The organism is Kitasatospora sp. NPDC059599 (assembly GCF_042735125.1).
In the GTDB taxonomy this organism is placed as follows: Bacteria; Actinomycetota; Actinomycetes; order Streptomycetales; family Streptomycetaceae; genus Kitasatospora.
In genome coordinates, this window is sequence record NZ_JBHWCL010000018.1 from 26307 (window position 1) to 44799 (window position 18493).

The window sequence follows — 18493 nt, forward strand, 5'->3', positions numbered from 1 at the left end:
ATAGCAGGACACTTCAACGCCGAACTCCACGTGCAGATCGGATACTTCACTCCAACGAGACGCCCGAGCGTTGGCTGTCTTGCTCAGAGGTCGCCCCGGGCTGGTTCCTCGCCAGGTGGTGTCTGTGGCCCGCGCTACCATGCGGCGATTTGGAGGCCTGATGAGTTTCACCGTTCCGCCGCCGCCCCTCGATATTGCGGACCATTTCCCGGACCTGGTTCCGCATGCCCGGTCCACCACTCTGCTGTACCCGCGTGCAGGTGCCCCGGGTCGGTGGGAGAGCTCGCTTGGTGGAGCGCTGTTGTGGCCGGCTGACGAGCCGTGGCCGACGTGTGCCGCGCCGGACCACTACAACCCTGCGCGCGGATGCGCGGTGGTCGGGCCGGAGCCCGTGGCCATGGTCTCCGTGGTTCAACTCTTTGCCAAGGATGTTCCAGCGCTGGCATTTCCGGCTGGGACCGATGTGCTCCAGGTGCTCTGGTGCCCGCTGGTCCACTCCGAGTACGACCAGTGGTCGCCTGTGCCTGCCTTGCGTTGGCGGTCCGCCGCGGAAGCCGCGTCCGGGCAGCTGCGGGGGGAGGCGCCGAAGCCGTACGAGTTCGATGACGAGTACGTGCCTCGGCCTTGCGCTGTTCACCCGACTGAGGCCGTTGAGTACCCGAATTGGGACCTGCCGGACGATCTGGTCAAGCGCGTCGGGGAGTGGAGCGATGAGGTTGAGGAGGCCACGGGCATCTCCTACTTCGACGCGTTCACCACCAGGCAGAGCAAGGTCGGCGGTTATCCGGGCTGGACCCAGGAGCCGAGGTGGCCCGAGTGCGTCTGCGGCGGACGGATGGAGCACCTCCTGACGATCTCGGCGAGCGAGTCGTGCGGCCGATGGCTGCCGGTCGAGGAGCGGACGAGTCCAGGCTCCGGCTGGGAGGTGTCCGATGCCCGGCAGGGCGGCAGCCACGGGATGGTCATGGGTGACGCCGGTGGTGTCTACGTCTTCGTCTGCCGTGCCTGCCCCGACTGGCCCACGATCCACCGGTATGACTGCTGATTCCTGTGTGCTGGCAGAAGGCCGAGGCAAGGAGCGGTACACATGAACTCCCGCGAGGCGGCGGCGGTCGACGAGCCGCTCGGCGGCGCCCCGCGGCGTGGCTGTCGGTCGCCGAGGTGAGTGGAGCGCACCCGCTCGGTCAGCACCAGGACGGCGGTGCGCACCTGCTCCACCGACTCGGGCAGCGCGCCGGTCAGCCGCCGTGTCTCGGCCTCGCCGACCGGGACGGCCGGCTCCTGTGTCGCCGCTCGCCCGTACCCTCCCCCTGCCCGCCCGCACCCGCGTGAACCCGGGCGCCGGGCGGGCAGGAGCGGTGTCACCGGCCGGCCAGGACCGTCGGCGTCGCCTGCGCGGCCAGGGCCAGGGCGTTGTCGATGACCGCGCACAGTTCGGGCAGCTCGCGCGCCGGGTCGGTCAGCACCTTGACGGGCATCGCGGCGACCAGCGCGCACACCGCCGCGAGCGTGACCCGCTCCCCGGGCGCCAGCAGCGGCCGGCCGTCGGCGTAGGGGTTGCCGGTCACCAGGCCCGCTGACAAGGCGTAGCGCAGCTCCGGTGCGGCGTGGTTTGGTGCCGACCTTGTGGTGAGCCGGTTGGCGGTAGGCCTCGCCGGTGGCCAGGAGCAGGCCCACCTCGTAGCGGTTCGCGGGACGGCGATTCTTCGAGCCGGGCGGGCGACCTGGGCCGGGCCGGGAGGGTTTCGGCACTGCGGCGGGAGTTGAGGTTCTGCCGTGCAGGTGTCGGAACCCGCGCCGCACCCGGGCGGGGGTGAGCCTGTTCGGTTCGGCCGGCTTCTCCCACGGCCGTCGCAAGTCGGTTGCCAGAGAGCGGGCGAGGCGGAGCTGGGTGTAGGCGGTGACGATCAGCCAGGTCCAGCGGTCCGCCGCTTCGGCTTCCCGCAGTCTCGGAGTGGTCCAGCCGAGTGTCTGCTTGATCATCCTGAAGAAGTGCTCGATGTCGAACCTGCGCAAGAAGGCCTGCCAGGCCAGATCGGTCTTCACAGAGTCGGCTGCGGGCCGTGACCACCACAGCCACAGCGGCTTGGGGTCGCCGCCGCTGGGCAGGTGGTCGACCTGGAGGCGGATGACGGTGCCCTCGATGACCGGGAGCTGGCCAGGGTGATCCCGCCAGGCGGCGCGCCCTTGCAGCTCCGGATGGAGCCTGTCCCAGCTCTGGGCATGCGCGGTGCCGTAGCGGGTGGTCTCGGACTTCGTCTCCGCATCCGGGGCGCCCCAGGTCCGGCTGCCCTTGAAGATGAACTCGCCACCGTGCTTGGGCGGCCGCCCGCCGGCCGGGTTGGCCAGAGCGAACTCCGCACGGGTCGGTGCCGGGCGGCGCATCACCCGGTCCGAGCGCAGACGTCCCAGAATCTCCACGGGCAGGTCGCGTAGCAGGTAGGCCAGCCGCATCACGTCGTAGCCGGCGTCGGCCACGATCAACACCGGCGGTTCGCCCGGGCTCCACTGGCCGGCGGCGACCAGGCGCTCGACCAGGTCACGCAGCTGTGCGGCGGTGACGGCAGCCAGGTCATCGCCGGGCCGCAGCCGCACCGCGTCCAGCGGGGCGACCCACGAGGTCCGGCCCGATTCCAGGGCGACGACCCATGAGTAGGGCCAGCCTGGGATCATCTGGTGCTTGGCGTCGCCGCGGCCGTAGGTGTGGCAGAACGATCGGGCGTCGCTGGTGGCGGCGTCGGGCCGCAGCCACGGCGAGACGTCCGCAGCGAGCACGAGGCGGCCGTCGGCGGCGCGGGGCAGCGGCAGCCCGGCCAGCTCGGCCCGCAGCCGTTCGACGTCCAGGCGGCCCCGGTTCAGCGCACCATAGAGGGCGCCGTGGCCGCGCCGGTACTCAGGAGCCAGCGCCAGGCCGACCAGGGTCTTCACCGGCCCGTCGGTGCACAGCACCGCGTCGGTGAGCTCGAACAGCGCGTCACGCCGACCGGTCAGGCAGTCGTAGAAGACCCCCCGGAAGCGTGACAGTTCCGCGAACGGCTCGCACTGCGCGCCCTGTTCCACCACGGTCACCAGCACGGCCTTCGCGTCGAGCCCTGAACCTCTTGGAGGTCCAGAATCATGCGGGGCCGGGTCCGCTGTCCTGGAAATCCCCGTGTGGGTGATCTGTGCTCGCTGTCGGACCGCTACTGCGGCAGGCAAGGATCCTCGGCCGTCGGCCTTCTCCGATCGCCCTCGGGGGTGAAGGTCAACGATCCGCGGAACGAGCCGGCGCCGAACCGCACTGCGAGGAGCAACGGTTGCGCATGCTCGGGCGGCCACGGTTCGGCCGCCGGTTCGCTGCCGTTCCATAGGTGGAAGACCACCATCGGCTGCTGCGGATCCTCCGAGAGGTAGCCGAGCGTCTTCCCGTACAGGGGATTGTTCCCTCCGAACACCACAGAGGGAGGGCCGAACTCCGCCGTCACGTCAGCCCAGGTGCGGTCAACTGCGGCCCACCCCCGGACTCGGTCTGTGACGGCCTCGTACTCCTCCGTTGTGAGAACTCGATCGGGCTTGAGCCAGCCGCGTCGCTGCGCGAACTCCGCGTACACCGATGCAACTTCGGAGCAGTCAGCCTGCGCGGGGAAGTCGTCCTGGAAGGCCCCGCTGGGGCCGATGGGGGTCCAGAGCCCCCGCTCTTCCCAACTCTGCTTCAGCTGGTTCCACGCCTCGGGCTGGCGCTCGACGAACAGCAGGTGGTCAATCAGGATCCGGAAAGCCACCTCGCCCCCGTACATCCCAGGCCGGCGCAGGGCGAGGTTGAGCTGATCAATGAGGTGATCATGGATTTCCTCAGCAGCGGCAAGCGAAGTAGGAAGCGTCACGCACACAGTCTTCCGTAGGAAGATCAGCTCGATCACCCGTTCCACTGAAGAAGACAAGTGGATAAATCACAAGCTGAGGCGTTCCCCGACTTCGCGGATCGCCTCTGCCAGGTCTCGGTAGGAGTCCGCGTGGCGCAGCGGCAGGCGCTCGGCGAGTTCGCCGATCCAGGTGGCCGCAGCTGCGGTGGATGCCTGTACGAGAGCGAGGTTCGGGTCGCGGCGGACCGGCGGCGGAGTGGTGATGGAAGTGGTCACGGTTGGTCAACTGTGAGCGGGCGCTCGGGGGATTGGTCTGTTCGGATGTTCGGCAGCCGGCCAGCTGCTTCTGGGGAGCTACCGGGGGAGGGTCACATGGAAGGTGTGAGGGTGTAGAGGACCTGGCTCTGGCCGTACTCGACGAGGTGCTCGGTGGCGAGGAGGCCGAGTTTCTCCAGCAGCCGTCGGGAGCGGATGTTCGCGGCCTGGGTGACCGCGATCAGCTGATGGCCGGGGGCCGCCTGAGTGCCCCAGGTGAGCGCGGTTCCCACAGCCTCTGACGCATACCCCCGGCCTGCGTAGGCGGGGAGGAACTCGTACGAGATCTCGGCCCGGCCTGCGGCACGGTGGTCTGGGTCGAGCGTCACCCGGCCCACCGCCTGGCCGCCCTCCGTGAGGACGACGGTGAAGTGGCCGCGCTGGTTCGCGGCGGCGGCCAGGCGCCGGTCGAGGCGGTCAGCAGGAACGGGGCCGCCCAGGAAGTGCCGGACTGTCGGGTCGGTCCACAAGGTACGGAGCAGTGGGGAGTCCGCGGTCTCCACCGGGCGCAGCAACAGCCGAGGGGTGGGGAGTTCGGTCGGCCAGTGGGGGTGGATCCACTTCGGGTCGGCGGTCATGCTGCTCCCCGCGGGGGGTGGTTGATGCTCCGAGATGTCGGGCCGATACCTGCTCGGTCCGGGACGGCGCCGGTCACGCGGGTGCCCGGAGCAGGAGGAGGTCGAGCACGGGTCCGTCCGGGCGGGGGCGGTAGGGTCCGGCGTACTGGTAACCCAGGCGATCGTAGAGCCGACGGGCAGGGTCGTTGCCCGGCATCGCGAGCAGTGACACCCATTCGGTGCGCAGCGCCTCCAGCAGCGCGATGTGGAGGCGGGTGCCGACGCCTTGGCCCTGCCAGCTGGGGCGGACGGCGAGTTCGCAGATGCCGGCGAGGGAGTCGGTGTCGCGGGCCTCGGGGGTGATGGCGGGCAAGAGCTGTTCGCCGTACCAGTAGGCGGGGGAGCAGCGGAAGCCGTAGCTGAAACCGACGATCTGCCCGGCCGCGAAGGCGGCGATGAGGGTGAAATCCTCGTGCCGTGCGTGTCCGCTGATCTGGCGGCGCAGGGACTCGGGAGTGAACCCGGCGCGGGCGACGTCGTCGTGGCCGGCGTGGGCCTCGGCCCAGACGTCGGCCAGCGTGTCGAGCAGGATGGCGGCGTCGCTGGGACCATAGCGCCGGACGACGAGCGGCGTGTCAGGGGTGTTCATAGGGGCCTCTCAGGCTGCGGGGACGACGGCGCGGTGGGCGTCCAGGTAGTGGGCGACGCACGGCACCGTCCGGTGCGCGCGCAGGGTGCTGGCGAGGTCGCGTAGCGAGCGGACGAGGCGCCCGGAGCGGACGTCGGGCAGGTAGGTCAGCGTGCGGTGGGCTGCGTCGACGGCGGCGTCGAGGTCCGGCTTGGCCTTACGGGCGTGGTGGGCGGCGATGTCGGCGGTGTACAGGGCGCGGTTGCGCGGGTGGCCGTCGGCGAAGAGCATCACGGCCTGCTCGGCGCCGGCTGCGGCGCGGTCGTGCTGCCCGAGGTCGGCCCGGCACAGGGACTCCAGTCCGGCCAGTTCGGCGGGCACGAAGAAGGCGAGCCAGTCCGGGTCGCAGTCGCGGGGTCCCTTGGCGTAGAGGTCGTAGGCCCGAACCAGCGCCTGCTCGGTGAGCGGCCGGTCACCTTGGAGGGCCCATCCGCGGGCCTCGCGCATTGCGAGCAGGGACATCCAGCGGGGCGAGCCGAGCCCTGCGGCCGCTCGCTGTGCCACCTGGGCGTTGGTGACAGCCTCTCGGGGCCGGCCTGTGGCGTGGGCCAGCAGGGACAGGCAGGCCCAGGCGTGGGCCTCAAGGCCCGGGTCGTCGGCTTGGCGGGCGCTGGCGAGGGCCTCGGTGTAGAGGGAGCGGGCGTCGGAAGGGCGTTCGGCGTCGAGGGCGAGCCAGCCGGCGGCCACCGAGAGCATGCCCGTGGCGGTGTGGAGCTGACGGCCCAGTTTTTCGCTGTAGCGGCCGTCCGCGAGCCAGGTGTGGGCGGTCTGGAGCGCGGTGGCGGCCCGCCCGGCGAGGTCGGCGGAGCCGTGGTCGCGGTCCTCGGCGTACAGCTCCTGCTCGGTCCGCGCGAGCTCGTCGAGGTGGTCGCGGCCCACGGCCGGACGGGAGGTGCCGGGATCCGGGACGGTGACGGCGAGCACGGCCGCCCCGGCGCCCAGGAGGATGCTGCGTCGGCGCATGTCGTCCTCTCCATCGGTGCGTCGTTCATCGGCGTCCGGCGTCGCCTTCGTTCTTGCCCGGCGGCCGGGACGTGTAAAGCCGAGCTCCTCCGCCGTGCGGTCGGTCACCCGGTGCAGAAGCCGGCGGTACCGGGCCTGCGGCCAGGCGGAGTCGCCGTCCTCCCAGGTCGCGATCGTCCGGGTTACCAGGAGGACCGGGTCACCGAGCTTGACCGATTCGGACACCAGGAACTCGGCGGCCTCCCTCCTGCTCATGTCCCACTCGACCTCGCGGAGCCTGCGGAACGTGCTGTTCGGTTGGCCCACGACCGCCCCCTCGGAGTCCACGAGCACCGTGCCTACACCCAGACGGTAGCGATGCGGGCACTCTCCGCGACAGAGTCGCCGTACTGGAAATTCGGATGACACCGCGTTTTTCATCCAAATTTCCAGCCGTCTGACATCGCCTCATCGCCACCGCCACCGGTTACCTGGATCCACCGCAGTCCGGGAAACCCGTACTGCTGGCGAGTCCTCGTCAGACCTCGTGCGCTCCACCCCGGATGAGGACGCCGGGCCCACGGTCGCATCCGGACCCGGCCGCCTCAGCAGTCGCTCCCCGCCTCACCTTTCCCGAGAAGGGACTGGCATGCCCACATCACTCAGGATTTCGAGCCAGTTCCGCCGACGACACCGACCGCCGCCCGCTGCGCCTGCTGGTCGACGGCCTCGACGGGTCCGGCAAGACGACCTTGGTCGACACCCTGCTTGCGCTGCTCGGTGAGCAGGGTGCCCCCGCCTGCCGCCACCGCGGCAGGCTCGCCGCCCGCCACCCGCTGGAGCACGCGCTCGACCGGCTGCCCGTGCCCTGGCATCGCTCCAGCCACCTCACTGCCGCGCACCTGGTCGGCGGCTTCACGCTCGACGCGGTCATCGCTCCGACGAACCTACCGTCAGGACGACGGTGGAACCGCCGTCGTGATCCAGAAGACCTACGTCGACCGCACGGTGGCCGCCGATCTGGCTATGGGCCTCTACCTGCCCGCCGTGCTCGCTCTGTGGGCGGCGTCGGCCAGGACGGCCAGGGCCGCCTCGTCCTGGCTCCACGGACGTGCTCACCGGACCGCAATTCGGCTGTCCAGCGCTGTCGCCGGGCTCGCGCACACCGCTGCTGCTCACTCCAGTGCTGCCGAGCCCTGTTCTGGATTCCGGCGCCGTTCCATGATCAGGAGGACCGATGCCCAACACCCAACGGCGCGTCGTTCTGCTCCCCTTGCCGCCTCACGCGGCCGCGGCGCACATCTCGGTGATGGCGGAGTCGAGCCGGGCCGACCCCACCGCGGAGGCCAGACCGACGGCGACCGCGGCATGGTGGCGGGCCTCGTCCACGTCGCCCTGCCGGAACAGGACGGTGGCCAGGCGCGCCGCGCCCATCGCCCTAGCCCGGGGCTGGGACGTCTCGGAAACGCCTGCTGTGCGCCGCAGTTGGGGAACGAGGTCGGGCGCGAGGTGGCCGGTGGTGACCGACAGCCGGTACAGGGCGTACCCGAGATCGGAACGCAGCTTGGCCGGCGTCAGCGTCTGCAGCCAGTCCTCCCGCGCGCTGTCGTCGGCGCGGGAGGCGTGGTCTTCGGCCGCGGCGACGGAGCGCATCACGCCGCGGATGTTGCCCTGGAGCGCGAGTGCCTGCGCGGTGACGGCGGAGACCATCGCCAGTACGGCGGGCGGGTGCGGGCCGACGGCGGACGCGGTGAGCGCCAACGCCCGCTCGGCGGCGCCCTCGTGGACGGCCTGCCGGGCGGCATTGGTCGCGATGTGGCAGTACGCCAGGGCGTCGTCGGCTTCCCGGGCGGCGTCGAGGGCCAGGTCGAACGCGTTCGCGGCGCCGCTCTCCCCGGCGTCAAAGCTGGTCCAGGCGTACAGCCCGGCCAGCCGCGCCACCGCGCCGCTCCACGCGGTGCGGACGGACGGCATCATCGAGGCGGAGCCGAGGTCGACTGCCCGCCGCAGTTCCAGGCCCGCAAAGTGCCGGGTCGTGCGGCCGCCGGAGCGGCGATCCCACTCCTCCAGCGCGGCGGTGTGGCGAGCGATGCCGTGCACGTCGTCGGCTCCGAGCCGGCTCGGAGCCGGGATGGTCTCGGGCAGGACGGCCGCTGCGCCGAGCGACAGGAAGGTTCGGCGTTGCGTCGGACTCACCTCACGGGTCTGAGTGCGCGGCCGACGTGTGCTGACGAGGCCGAGCTCCGCGTTGGTCTCGACTTTGAAGACCGCCCGAAGCGCCTGCCGAACCTCATCCCTCGGCCATCTGATGCGACCGCATTCAAGGCGGCTGACGGTGGTGGCGTCAAAGCTCCCGGGATCCAGCCCTTGCTCTCGGCACCAGTCCTGTACACGGGCGGCCACCAGCTCCTGGGTCCAGCCCCGTAGGCGCCTGGCCTGCTGTAAGGCCGTGTTCTCCATCGTCCTGCCCCCTCACCTGGACGTCCGCGAAGGGCAATGAGCCTACTCGGTGCCCGTAACTTGCCCACCTAACTTGCCCTGCCCAATCCACCTGATCGGGTGTCAGATTGTGCTCCGCCAGATTGAACGCCGAACCCGTGAGCGATTGCCGAGGGCTGCTCACCGGCCGGACCACGACCGGCGCGCCCTGCCCGGTCCGAACGGCTCGGCCTTCCCGAGCGCTGTTCCACGCGGCCCACTGCCGCCCGTCCCGAGGAGATGATGGTCCTGTCCACCGCCCTGCCTGCCGTCGAAATGCCGTCCGGTAAATTCCGCATCGGCAAGTCGTTCACCTTTGAGGCCGGCCACCGGCTGACGGGGCTGCCGCCCGAGCACCAGTGCTCCCGGCAGCACGGGCACAGCTACACCGTCGAGGTCGAGCTGGCCGCGTCCGCAGACGAGCTCGTCGATCCGGGCTTCGTCACCGACTTCGCCGACCTCAAGCCGTTCAAGGCCTTCCTGGACGGCGAGTTGGACCACCGCAACCTCCACGAGGTCCTGCCTGTGGAGCCGACGTCCGAACGCCTCGCCCAGTACCTGGCCGGCTGGTTCATCCAGCACGTCCAGCCGGGAATCCCGGCGCGCCTGGCCGCCATCCGGGTCCGCGAGACCGCGAGCAGCTGGGCCCGCTTCGAGGTGGCCGCCCCATGAGCGGGCAGACCCGGCACGGTGACGAGGTGCTGGTGGCCGAGCGCTTCGGCGTCGAGGTGCCCACCTTCCAGGGCGAGGGGCCCAGTTGCGGCCAGCCGGCCCTGTTCATCCGTCTCTCGCGCTGCAACCTGACCTGCACGGGCTGCGACACCAAGCAGACGTGGGACTGGAGCCAGTACAAGCCGGCCGAGGTGTCCGCTTGGGTGAAGGTGGCGGAGCTGGTGCGGTGGGCGCTGTCCTCGCCGGTCGAGCTGGTCGTGATCACCGGCGGTGAGCCGCTGATCCAGCAGCGGCGGCTGCTGCCCCTGGTGCGCGAGCTGCTCGCGGTCGGCCGGCGGATCGAATTCGAGACCAACGGCACCCTCGCGCCACATGCCGGGCTGCTGGTCGACGGCGTCCGGTTCAACGTCTCGCCGAAGCTGGAGAGCTTCGGCGCGGACGAGAGCCGCAGCATCGTCCCGGAGGCGCTGGCCGCGTTCGCCGCCAGCGGCAGGGCGGCGTTCAAGTTCGTCGCCACGGGGCCGGCCGACCTCGGCCGGATCGCCGACCTCGTCGAGGAACACCGGCTCGCCCCGGTGTGGGTGATGCCGGAGGGCACGACCGCGGAGGCCGTCATCGCGACGACCCGCGCCATCGCTGACCAGGTCGCCGCGAGCCGGTGGTGTCTGACCACCCGCCTGCACACCCTCGCGTTCGAGAACGCCAGCGGCCGCTGAGCCGCCCGCCTGTGCACCACCGCCCCGTTCCGAGATGAGGACGCACTATGACGAGTACCGACCTCGCCGACAGCCCGACCACCCTCGGACCGGCCCTGCCCGGGGCGAGGGTCGACACCGCCCGCGTCGAGTCCCTGGTCTCCGATCTCCTGGTCGCGCTCGGCGAAGACCCCGCCCGCGAAGGCCTGCTCGACACCCCGAAGCGGGTCGCCGCCTGGTGGTCCTCCTTCCTGTCGCCCGAGCCTGCGAACGCGGCGTGCTTCCCCGAGCCGTACCTGGAGGGCCAGATGATCCTCGTGGACGGCGTCAGCGTCTGGTCACTGTGCGAGCACCACCTGCTGCCGATGAACCTCAGGGTCGCCGCTGCCTACGTGCCGGGCGAGGAGGTGGTCGGCCTGTCGAAGTTCGGCCGGATCGCGCAGTACTACGCCGGCCGGCTCCAGGTCCAGGAGCGCTTCACCGCGCAGGTCGCCGACCACCTCGCCGCGGTGGTCGGTAGCGAGGACATCGCCGTGTACGTCGAGGGCCTGCACCTGTGCATGAGCATGCGCGGCGTGCGGATGGAGGCCGCCCGCACCACGACCGTGCGCATCCGGGGGCGCTTCGGGAGCGACCCCGTGCTCAGCCAGCAATTTCTCACCACCGCCGCCCGGGGCCGCGCGGCCTGATCGGCCGGCCGCCCACCTACCAAGGAGGTGTATCCGATGGCCACGCCACCGACGGCGCCCGCGCGCGACGCCGCCCCACCCACCCCCCTCCACCTGACCTGGGACGACATAGGCTCCGCCGTGCAGGTGCTCGCCGAGCGGGTGATCGCCGACGGGCTGCCGCAGGCCGTGGTGGGCATCATGCGCGGGGGCATGGTCCCGGCCGTGTGGCTCGCCCACCGCCTCGGGCTCCGCGACGTGCGCGCCGTCGAGGTCGTCCGCACCACCGGAGACGGCGTCAACGCGGCAAAGACCCCGCTGCCGGACGTCCGCAACCCCGCCTCGCTCGGCGACTTGCAGGGTCTGGACGTGCTCCTCGTCGACGACATCGCCGGCTCCGGCGTCACCCTCGCCCACACCGCGGACATGCTCCGCGACCTCGGCGCCGCCCGCGTGCGCACCGCAGTCCTCGCCGTGAACCGGGCCAACTGGGAGCAGGAAGCCCCGCCCGGAGACGCCGTCGACCACATCGCCGCCCTCTACGACACCTGGATCGTCTTCCCCTGGGAGGGAACCGCATGACCCCCGAACTGACCGAGCAGCACCGCACCCGGCCCGGCACCCCGATGATCGGCGTGTACAGCACCAACCAGATGGACGACTTCTACGGCGCGCTCGCCAACGGCGAGGCGAAGCCGTCGGGGCTGATGAACCTGATGCAGCACCTCATCGCCGCCGAGCGGTGCCCGGAGGGCGCCAACGTCCTGGACGTGTGCTGCGGGCGCGGCCTGGCCCTGCCGCTGCTGCACCGCTACGCCCCGAACATCGCCCGCTACGTCGGCCTCGACATCAGCCCGGACAACCTCGACGAGGCCCGCACCCGGCTGGAGACCCTGCGCAGGCACTACGGCACGGCGTTCCCCATCGACTTCCTCCAGTGCGACGTCTCCGAGTCGTGGCCGGAGCTGCCGCCGTTCGACGTCGCGATCTACACCTCGGCGTTGGAGCACCTGCCCTACGAACTCGGCGTCAAGAGCCTGGCCGCCACCGGCGCCGCGCTCGCCGGCGGCGGCGTGCTGTACCTGTCCACGCCGCAGGCGTTCGGGCCGCCGCCGCGCCCGCTGCAGTACCGGGTCCACGTCTACGAGTGGTCGCGCGAGGAGGTCGAGCGCGCCGTCGCGGACGCCGGCCTGGTCGTCGAGGACGTGATGGGGCTGCTGCCGCCCTCCGCCGACGAGGTCGCCGCCGAGCTCGAAGAGCGCTTCGGCAGCGGCGCGGTCGACTGGTACCGCCACCTGGCCGCCCGGGTGCCGACGGCGCTGCTGGACACGGTGTCGTCCGTGTCCGTGGCCAACCGGGCGACGGAGCTGCTGTTCGTGTGCCGGAGGCCGGCGTGAGCACCGCCGCCCTCCCCCGCCCCCGCCGCAGCGCCCCCGGCGGGGTGCCCCGGCCCCTGTGGGTGAGCGTCGAAGGCGTCAACGGGGTCGGGAAGACTACCGCGGTGCGCGCGGTGGCCGCGGCGCTCGGCCCGCGGTGCCTGCACCTGGAGGAGCTGACCGACCAGCGGGCCGACTCCCTGCCCGGCCAGGTCATCGCCGCCCTCGCCGCGACCGGCGACGTGTGCCTGCGCACCGGGCACCCGGTCGCGGAGACGCTGGCGCTGCTCGCGCTGAAGTTCCGCGAGTCCGAGCGCCTGGCCGCCGCACAGCCGGACGGCGTGGAGCTCGTCCTGGAGGACCGCGGCGTGGACAGCGTGGCTGTGTGCCAGGCGGCGATCCTGCACGCCGAGCACGCCGCCACGCCCGCCGTGGCGATCGCCGAGCGGATCCTGACCACCGCCCGCCGATGGCGGCCGATGCCCGATGCCACCGTGCTGCTGGTCGGCGACAGCGAGGTGTGCACGGCCCGCTTCGCCGAACGCATCGGCCGTGCCGTCCCGCCCGACGCCCGGGCCGTGATCGAGCACACCGGCCGGCTCTACCGGCAGCTCGCCGCCGCCGAGCCCGACCGGTACACGCTGATCGACGTGAGCGGGTGCGGCCCCGAGGAAGCCGCGAAGGCCGTCGAGGACGCCGTCCGCGCCGCCGGAGCCCACCGGGAGGCCGCCCGTGTGGCCTGACACCGAGACCCGGCAGCCGCGGGAGCGCGACATCACCCTGCTGTGGGCTCTGCGTTCCCCGTGCTCCTTCGGCTGCCCGCACTGCTACTTCGGCGAGCTGGATCCGGACAAGCAGGGACCGCCCAAGGAGGTGGGCCTGCTCTCTCACATCCCCGTGCGCGACCTCGACCGCACCTTCCTGGAGGCGTTCGCGCGCAGTCTGGCCGACTCGCCGGTCGAGCGGGTCGTCCTCGCGGGCGGCGAGCCGCTGGACTGGCTGCCCACCCTCAGTGTGATCAAGACGATCAAGGAAGCCGGGTGCGAGGTCGTCATCGCCACCAACGGCGTGCCCCTCACCCGGCCCGGCATCGCCCGCAGGCTTGTCGAACTCGGCGTCGACGGCGTCTCGGTGTCCCTCGACAGCGCGGACGCGGCCGTCAACGACGATCTGCGGCCCTCCCGCTCGGGCCGCGTCGGCCACCGCGAGGTCCTGGCCGGCATCCGCACCCTCCTGGGCGAGCGGGGCGACGGTGCGGGCCCGCGCGTCGGGATCTACACCGTCGTCATCCGCGAGCGCCCCCAGGAGATCACCGACGTCGCCCGCCTCGCCGCCGAGATCGGCGTCGACTACTACGTCCCGCAGCCCATCTCCCTGCCCCGCGACCACAAGCTCTTCGCCGAACGATGCCACACCGCCGCCGACGTCCCCTCGGTCGAAGAGCAGCTGCTGCACCTCCAGCAGGACCCCGGCGGCCTCACCCTGCCCGGGCCCGCCTACGTCCAGCAGTTCCTCGAATCGATCACCACCCAGGACAGCGGCCGCATCGAGCGCTGCTTCGGCGGGGCGCAGCTGTTCTTCATCCAGCCCGACGGCTCGGTATGGGACTGCCCCTCCGACCGGCGGATCGCCGCGATGCCGCCAGCGGCGCGGCGCTCGATCGTCGGCACCGACGCGCGGACCCTGTTCTCCGGCCGCCCCGCGTGCACGGACTGCTCCCACTTCTCCCGGGACTGCGTCAACATGGGGCCACTCGTGCTCGGCATGCCCCGTCTCCTGGGCCGGGCGGGGACATGAGCGACCTGCCCCCGCTGCCGGCGGCGGACTCCCTGGGCGTCGGGGTGCTGGCGACGCTGGCCGACATGCCCGACCCGGCCCGCGCCGCCCGCGCCGAAGCCTTCGAACGCGACGTGACCGGCGCGCTCGGCACCCGGTACGCGATCGCGGTGAACTCCGGGACGGCGGCGCTGCACGCCGCGCTGTTCGCGGCCGGCGTCCAGCCGGGCGACGAGGTCCTGGTGCCGGCGCTCACCGTCGTCATGACCGCCGCGCCCGTCGTCCAGCTCGGCGCCAGGCCGGTGTTCGTCGACAGCGACCCCGCCACGCTCGATGTGAACTACGCGGACGCCGCCGCCAAGGTCACGGACAAGACCAGGGCGATCGTCCCGGTGCACCTGTGGGGGCGGATGGGCGACCCGGCGGCCCTGGCCTCCTTCGCTTCCCGCTTCGGCCTGGCCGTGGTGGAGGACGCCGCCCAGGCCGCCGGGACCTCGCGCGCCGGCATCGCGGCCGGCACCGGCGGCATGGCCGGGTGCTTCAGCATGAAGGACGGCAAGATCCTCTGGAGCGGGGAGGGCGGCTTCGTCCTGACCGACGATGCCGGCCTCGCCGCCCGGGCCAGGGCCTTTCGCGGGCACTGGCTCACGCCGCCGCCAGGCCACCGCCCCCAGCAGCAGCTCGCGGTCAACGCCCGCCTGGCCGAGCCCCTCGCTGCACTCGCCCACGCCAACCTGCACCGCCTCTCGGCCCTGTTGGAGCGCCGCCGCGCCCAGAGCACGTACCTGCTGGAGGCCCTGGCCGGCGCCCGCGGCCTCACCCCGATCCGGCCAGCCACCGACGAGACGTGGAACCACTACTCCCCGCTCCTGACGATCGGCCTGCCGCGCCCGCGCGCGTTCGCCGAACACCTCGCCCGGCACGGGGTGCCGAACTCCACCGGCACCTTCCACCTGATCCCGTGCGACACGCGCCCCATGTTCACCGCCGGCGCCCAGCCGCCTTGCCGCGGCGCCGCCCAGATCCTGGAGCGCACCCTGGCCGTCGTCCTCACCGACCGCGACGACGAAGAGGTCCTCGACCGCTACGCCGCCGCCATCACCAGCGCCAGCGCCACATGGAGCGGCTGACCGCACCCCGAAGCCAGGGCCCGCCGCCGCACCCGCCGCGGCGGGCCCGCCATCCCCGATGGGACACCGCAGCATGAACACCACACCGCAACGAGGGCGTTGCCGCCGAGGCCCGCTGATCTCCGCCGAGGGCCTCAACGGCGTCGGCAAGACCTACCTCACCAACCGCGCCGTCGAGACCCTCGACGACAAGCCGGTGATGCTCGACGAGTTCTCCCAGCGCGCCGACGGCCGCCCCGGCCTCGGCGAGGCGCTGCTGAGCGCGCTGCGCCAGGCCAGCATCGGCGACCCGTTCCTGCGCGGCGGCACTCCGATGACCGAGGCCCTGCTCCTGATGGCCATCAAGCGGCACGACCTGGACACCGTCCTGCCCGACCTGGCCCGCGGCCGGGCTGTCGTCGAAGGCCGCAGCGTGGACACCACCGCCGTGTGCCAGGCCCTGCTCCTACACCCCGACGACCCGGACGCCGCCCTGCGCACCGCGACGGACCTGCTGGAACTCGCCGCCTCCTGGCGGCCGCTGCCCGACCTCACCATCCTCGTCACCGACGACCCCTGCGAAGCACTCGCCCGCGCCCAGCGGCGCGACCGGTGCGTCTTCACCGACGAGCAGGCCCGGTTCATGCGCGAGGCGTCCGATCTCTTCGAACGTCTCGCCGCCACCGATCCCGTCCGCTACCGGGTCGTGGACCGCCGCCACGTCGACGAGTACGAAGCAGCCGACCGGATCCGCACCTGGATCCGTGACGCCGGCGGCGACCTGGAATGCCTGCCCGAGCCCTGGCAGGGCACCGCCGCCGCATGCCTGTGCTGCCACCGGCGTGCCGCCACAGCGGCCGTGGCATGAGCACGGGGAGCCAGGAGCCGACCTGCCCGGGCGGGTGCGGCTGCGTGCCCGCGCTCGACAAGGGCACCGGCGCCCTGATTCTCGACTTCGACGGCACCCTCGCCGACACCCGGCAAGGACATGAGGACGCGCTGCGCGCCGCCCTGAAGCCCTACGGCGTCGTTCTCGACCCCACCTGGTATGCCCAGCACATCGGGCTGTCCATCTGCGACCTGCTGGCGGTGCTGCCCGGCGGCCGGCCGCTGCCCCACGACGAGGTCATCGCGCGCAGCCGCGCCCACCTGCTGGCCGAGGTCCACACGATCATGCCCATCGCGTGCACCGCGGAACTCCTGCGGCGGGCGCGGGCCGCCGGCCTGCCGTGCGCCGTAGCCTCCGGCGCCAGCAGGCAACTCGTCGGCCCAGGACTCGACGCGCTGGGCTTGCGCGGCGCGTTCGAGGCCGTCGTCGCGCGCGAGGACGCCGTCCGCGGCAAGCCGGACCCGGAACTATTCCTCACCGCCGCCCGCCAGCTGGGTATCGCGCCGGGGCGCTGCCTGGCGGTCGACGACGCGCCTGACGGGGTCGCCGCCGCCCGCGCGGCGGGCATGCAGGTGCTCACCATGGCCAGGGCTCACCTGGCCCCGGTGAGCAGCGCCCCGGCGGGGCTCTGGGACTGCGTCTCCCGGTCCACCGACGCAGCAGGACCGCTCCCGGCCCACGACCCGATCCGGTGATGGCACCACGCCGTCCGTCCCAAGGAGCACCATGCCTGTCCTGCACTCGACTAAGAATCTGACCGTCTTGCGACGGCCGACCGCCACGAGCGAAGGCGTCGGCGAGTTCGAGTACACCGACCACTACAGCGTCTTCCACCACGGCCCGATGCCCGACTCGATCCCCGGCAAGGGCGAAGCCGCCTGCCGCATGGTGGTCTTCAACTTCGAGCTGCTGGAGGCGGCCGGCGTGCGCACGCACTTCCGCCGCCAGAGCGCCCCGAATCGGATCGAGGTCACCCTCGCCCGCCTCCCGGAGACGCTCGACCACCCGCCCACCCCGCAGTTGGGCAACTACCTCCTGCCGCTACAGGTCCTCTTCCGCAACGAGCTCCCTCCCGGGAGCTCCGTCCACCGCCGGCTGGCCTCCGGCGACCTGAGCCCTGCCGACATCGGCCTCGACACGGTTCCCGCCGTCGGCGAGCGGCTCCCGCGGCCGACCATCGAGTACGCGACGACCCGCGAGCCGGTCAACCGCTTCCTCACCCCCGCCGACGCCCAGTACCTCTCCGGTCTCGACGACCTCCTCTTCCGCACCCTGCGCGAGACCACCGCCACCGTCAACACCGTGCTGACCGACCACGCGACCAGCGTTGGGCTGAACCACTGCGACGGCAAGGTTGAGTACCTGGTAACAGGCGATCAGGAACTCGTGCTCGCCGACAGCCCCGGCACGCCGGACGAGAGCCGCCTGATGTTCGACGGTGTGCATTGCGGCAAGCAGATCCTGCGCGACTGGTATGTGCGCTCCGGCAACGAGGTCCCGGTCGGCCGGCTGATCGCCGACGGCGTCCCCCGCAACCGGTGGCCCCGGCCCGCATCCCTGCCGCCCGCCTTCGTCCCCGTGATGACAGACCTGTACCAGGCCCTGTGCGAGACCTGGACAGGCGAGCGCCGATGGAGCGCGCCCGGCCTGGCTGCCGCGACCCGGGCCGTCCTCGTTCTCACCGACGAGTGATCGGGAACTGGACTGGCGATCGCGGCGGCATGCTAGTTCCGGTGCGGGACCCTGCTTGGCAGACACCAGCCGAGGAAGTCGAGGGATTGGTGAACACATGGCTCTGACCGACGATTCGGGCTTCCGGGCGACGACGTTCGTGGTCATCGACTTCGAGACGACGACCCCCTCCGGCCATCCGGCCCAGCCCATCGAGGTCGCGGCGCTCGCCCTGCGCCTGCACGACGGCGCCTGGACGTTGACCGGCCGCAGCACGTCCCTGATCCGGCCGCCCGCGTTCGCGCCGGTTACTCCCGCCGACACCGCCCAGACCGGCCTGACCGCCGAGCAGCTCGCCAACGCCCCCACTCCGGCCAAGGCCCTCGGCGCGCTGGACCGCCGCCTCACCCCCGGCACCCCCTACCTGCTGGTGGCCCAGCACGCCGCCACCGAGGCGAACGTCATCCACCACCAGGCCGAGCACTGCCCGACGCTGGCCCGCACCAACCTCATCGACACCATCCCGCTGGCCAAGCACCTCGCCCCCGGCCTGCCGAACTACAAGCTCGACACGCTCATGGTGCACTTCGGCATCCCGCACCCGCCTGACCGCCACCGGGCGCCCGCCGACGTCGACGTCACCGCGCAGCTCTTCCTCCACCTCATCGCCGCCGCCGACCGCGACCCGCGCCTGGACAGCCTCGCGGCCCTGTTCAAGACCGCCGGGCGCACCGCCAAGGCCAACCAGCCGGTCCAGGCGGGGCTGTTCGACGTCGACGCCTGACCCCAGACACGCCACCCGAACGACCGACTTG

General features: G+C 72.0%; 20 protein-coding genes and 1 pseudogene. 13 read left to right on the top strand and 8 right to left on the bottom strand.

Annotation, left to right across the window (positions count from 1 at the left end; all coding sequences use genetic code 11):
• The first annotated feature begins 160 nt into the window (after positions 1-160).
• Entirely contained in the window at positions 161-1045 is an 885-nt protein-coding gene (locus tag ACFV04_RS09590) for a hypothetical protein (protein WP_380527983.1), read from the top strand.
• A 551-nt stretch (positions 1046-1596) separates the two neighbouring features.
• Here the strand turns inward: ACFV04_RS09590 and ACFV04_RS09595 are convergent.
• From ACFV04_RS09595 to ACFV04_RS09630, 8 genes and pseudogenes are all read right to left on the bottom strand, one after another.
• A pseudogene (locus ACFV04_RS09595) lies at positions 1597-3069 on the bottom strand (NF041680 family putative transposase); the annotation flags it as partial.
• Between the two features lie 113 nt (positions 3070-3182).
• Positions 3183-3899 carry a hypothetical protein gene (locus tag ACFV04_RS09600; protein ID WP_380527985.1) on the bottom strand — a complete coding sequence of 239 codons (717 nt, stop codon included), beginning with the start codon at positions 3897-3899 and terminating at the stop codon, positions 3183-3185.
• 30 nt (positions 3900-3929) lie between these two features.
• Positions 3930-4118 (bottom strand): hypothetical protein, encoded by a 189-nt coding sequence (locus ACFV04_RS09605; protein WP_380527988.1) that lies wholly within the window; start codon positions 4116-4118, stop codon positions 3930-3932.
• A 92-nt stretch (positions 4119-4210) separates the two neighbouring features.
• On the bottom strand, positions 4211-4735 hold the full coding sequence (locus ACFV04_RS09610) for a GNAT family N-acetyltransferase (RefSeq protein ID WP_380527990.1): 525 nt from the start codon (positions 4733-4735) through the stop codon (positions 4211-4213).
• 73 nt (positions 4736-4808) lie between these two features.
• On the bottom strand, positions 4809-5363 hold the full coding sequence (locus ACFV04_RS09615) for a GNAT family N-acetyltransferase (RefSeq protein ID WP_380527992.1): 555 nt from the start codon (positions 5361-5363) through the stop codon (positions 4809-4811).
• A gap of 9 nt (positions 5364-5372) precedes the next feature.
• A complete protein-coding gene (locus ACFV04_RS09620) occupies positions 5373-6620 on the bottom strand; it encodes a hypothetical protein (RefSeq protein ID WP_380527995.1) in 1248 nt (415 codons plus the stop codon).
• A 386-nt stretch (positions 6621-7006) separates the two neighbouring features.
• Positions 7007-7219, bottom strand: a complete 213-nt coding sequence (locus ACFV04_RS09625) for a hypothetical protein (RefSeq protein ID WP_380527997.1) — start codon at positions 7217-7219, stop codon at positions 7007-7009.
• A 406-nt stretch (positions 7220-7625) separates the two neighbouring features.
• Positions 7626-8540 carry a hypothetical protein gene (locus tag ACFV04_RS09630; RefSeq protein ID WP_380527999.1) on the bottom strand — a complete coding sequence of 305 codons (915 nt, stop codon included), beginning with the start codon at positions 8538-8540 and terminating at the stop codon, positions 7626-7628.
• Positions 8541-9062: 522 nt separating this feature from the next.
• Between ACFV04_RS09630 and ACFV04_RS09635 the strand changes: the two genes are divergently transcribed.
• The 12 genes from ACFV04_RS09635 to ACFV04_RS09690 all read left to right on the top strand — a co-directional run bounded on the left by ACFV04_RS09635 (position 9063) and on the right by ACFV04_RS09690 (position 18462).
• Positions 9063-9494 carry a 6-pyruvoyl tetrahydropterin synthase family protein gene (locus ACFV04_RS09635; protein WP_380528001.1) on the top strand — a complete coding sequence of 144 codons (432 nt, stop codon included), beginning with the start codon at positions 9063-9065 and terminating at the stop codon, positions 9492-9494.
• Positions 9491-10210: a 7-carboxy-7-deazaguanine synthase QueE gene (locus ACFV04_RS09640; RefSeq protein ID WP_380528003.1), complete on the top strand. Its 720-nt coding sequence runs from the start codon at positions 9491-9493 to the stop codon at positions 10208-10210. The genes ACFV04_RS09635 and ACFV04_RS09640 overlap by 4 nt, the downstream gene beginning before the upstream one ends.
• A 47-nt stretch (positions 10211-10257) precedes the next feature.
• Positions 10258-10878, top strand: coding sequence for a GTP cyclohydrolase I (folE, locus tag ACFV04_RS09645; RefSeq protein WP_380528005.1), 621 nt, complete (start codon positions 10258-10260; stop codon positions 10876-10878).
• Positions 10879-10914: 36 nt separating this feature from the next.
• On the top strand, positions 10915-11439 hold the full coding sequence (locus tag ACFV04_RS09650; protein WP_380528007.1) for a phosphoribosyltransferase: 525 nt from the start codon (positions 10915-10917) through the stop codon (positions 11437-11439).
• Positions 11436-12254, top strand: coding sequence for a class I SAM-dependent methyltransferase (locus ACFV04_RS09655; protein ID WP_380528009.1), 819 nt, complete (start codon positions 11436-11438; stop codon positions 12252-12254). The genes ACFV04_RS09650 and ACFV04_RS09655 overlap by 4 nt, the downstream gene beginning before the upstream one ends.
• Positions 12251-12976 (top strand): thymidylate kinase, encoded by a 726-nt coding sequence (locus ACFV04_RS09660; RefSeq protein WP_380528011.1) that lies wholly within the window; start codon positions 12251-12253, stop codon positions 12974-12976. Before ACFV04_RS09655 ends, ACFV04_RS09660 begins: the two co-directional genes overlap by 4 nt.
• Positions 12966-14030 (top strand): radical SAM protein, encoded by a 1065-nt coding sequence (locus tag ACFV04_RS09665; protein WP_380528014.1) that lies wholly within the window; start codon positions 12966-12968, stop codon positions 14028-14030. Before ACFV04_RS09660 ends, ACFV04_RS09665 begins: the two co-directional genes overlap by 11 nt.
• Complete coding sequence (locus tag ACFV04_RS09670) at positions 14027-15139, top strand: DegT/DnrJ/EryC1/StrS family aminotransferase (protein WP_380528016.1); 1113 nt, start codon at positions 14027-14029, stop codon at positions 15137-15139. The genes ACFV04_RS09665 and ACFV04_RS09670 overlap by 4 nt, the downstream gene beginning before the upstream one ends.
• 73 nt (positions 15140-15212) lie before the next feature.
• Positions 15213-15986 (top strand): dTMP kinase, encoded by a 774-nt coding sequence (locus ACFV04_RS09675; RefSeq protein ID WP_380528019.1) that lies wholly within the window; start codon positions 15213-15215, stop codon positions 15984-15986.
• Positions 15983-16702 (top strand): HAD family hydrolase, encoded by a 720-nt coding sequence (locus ACFV04_RS09680; protein WP_380528021.1) that lies wholly within the window; start codon positions 15983-15985, stop codon positions 16700-16702. The genes ACFV04_RS09675 and ACFV04_RS09680 overlap by 4 nt, the downstream gene beginning before the upstream one ends.
• A gap of 67 nt (positions 16703-16769) precedes the next feature.
• The gene (locus tag ACFV04_RS09685; RefSeq protein WP_380528024.1) at positions 16770-17699 is read left to right on the top strand and encodes a phosphoribosylaminoimidazolesuccinocarboxamide synthase; all 930 of its coding nucleotides are present in this window, start codon (positions 16770-16772) and stop codon (positions 17697-17699) included.
• 97 nt (positions 17700-17796) lie between these two features.
• Complete coding sequence (locus tag ACFV04_RS09690) at positions 17797-18462, top strand: PolC-type DNA polymerase III (RefSeq protein ID WP_380528026.1); 666 nt, start codon at positions 17797-17799, stop codon at positions 18460-18462.
• The last annotated feature ends 31 nt before the right edge of the window (positions 18463-18493 follow it).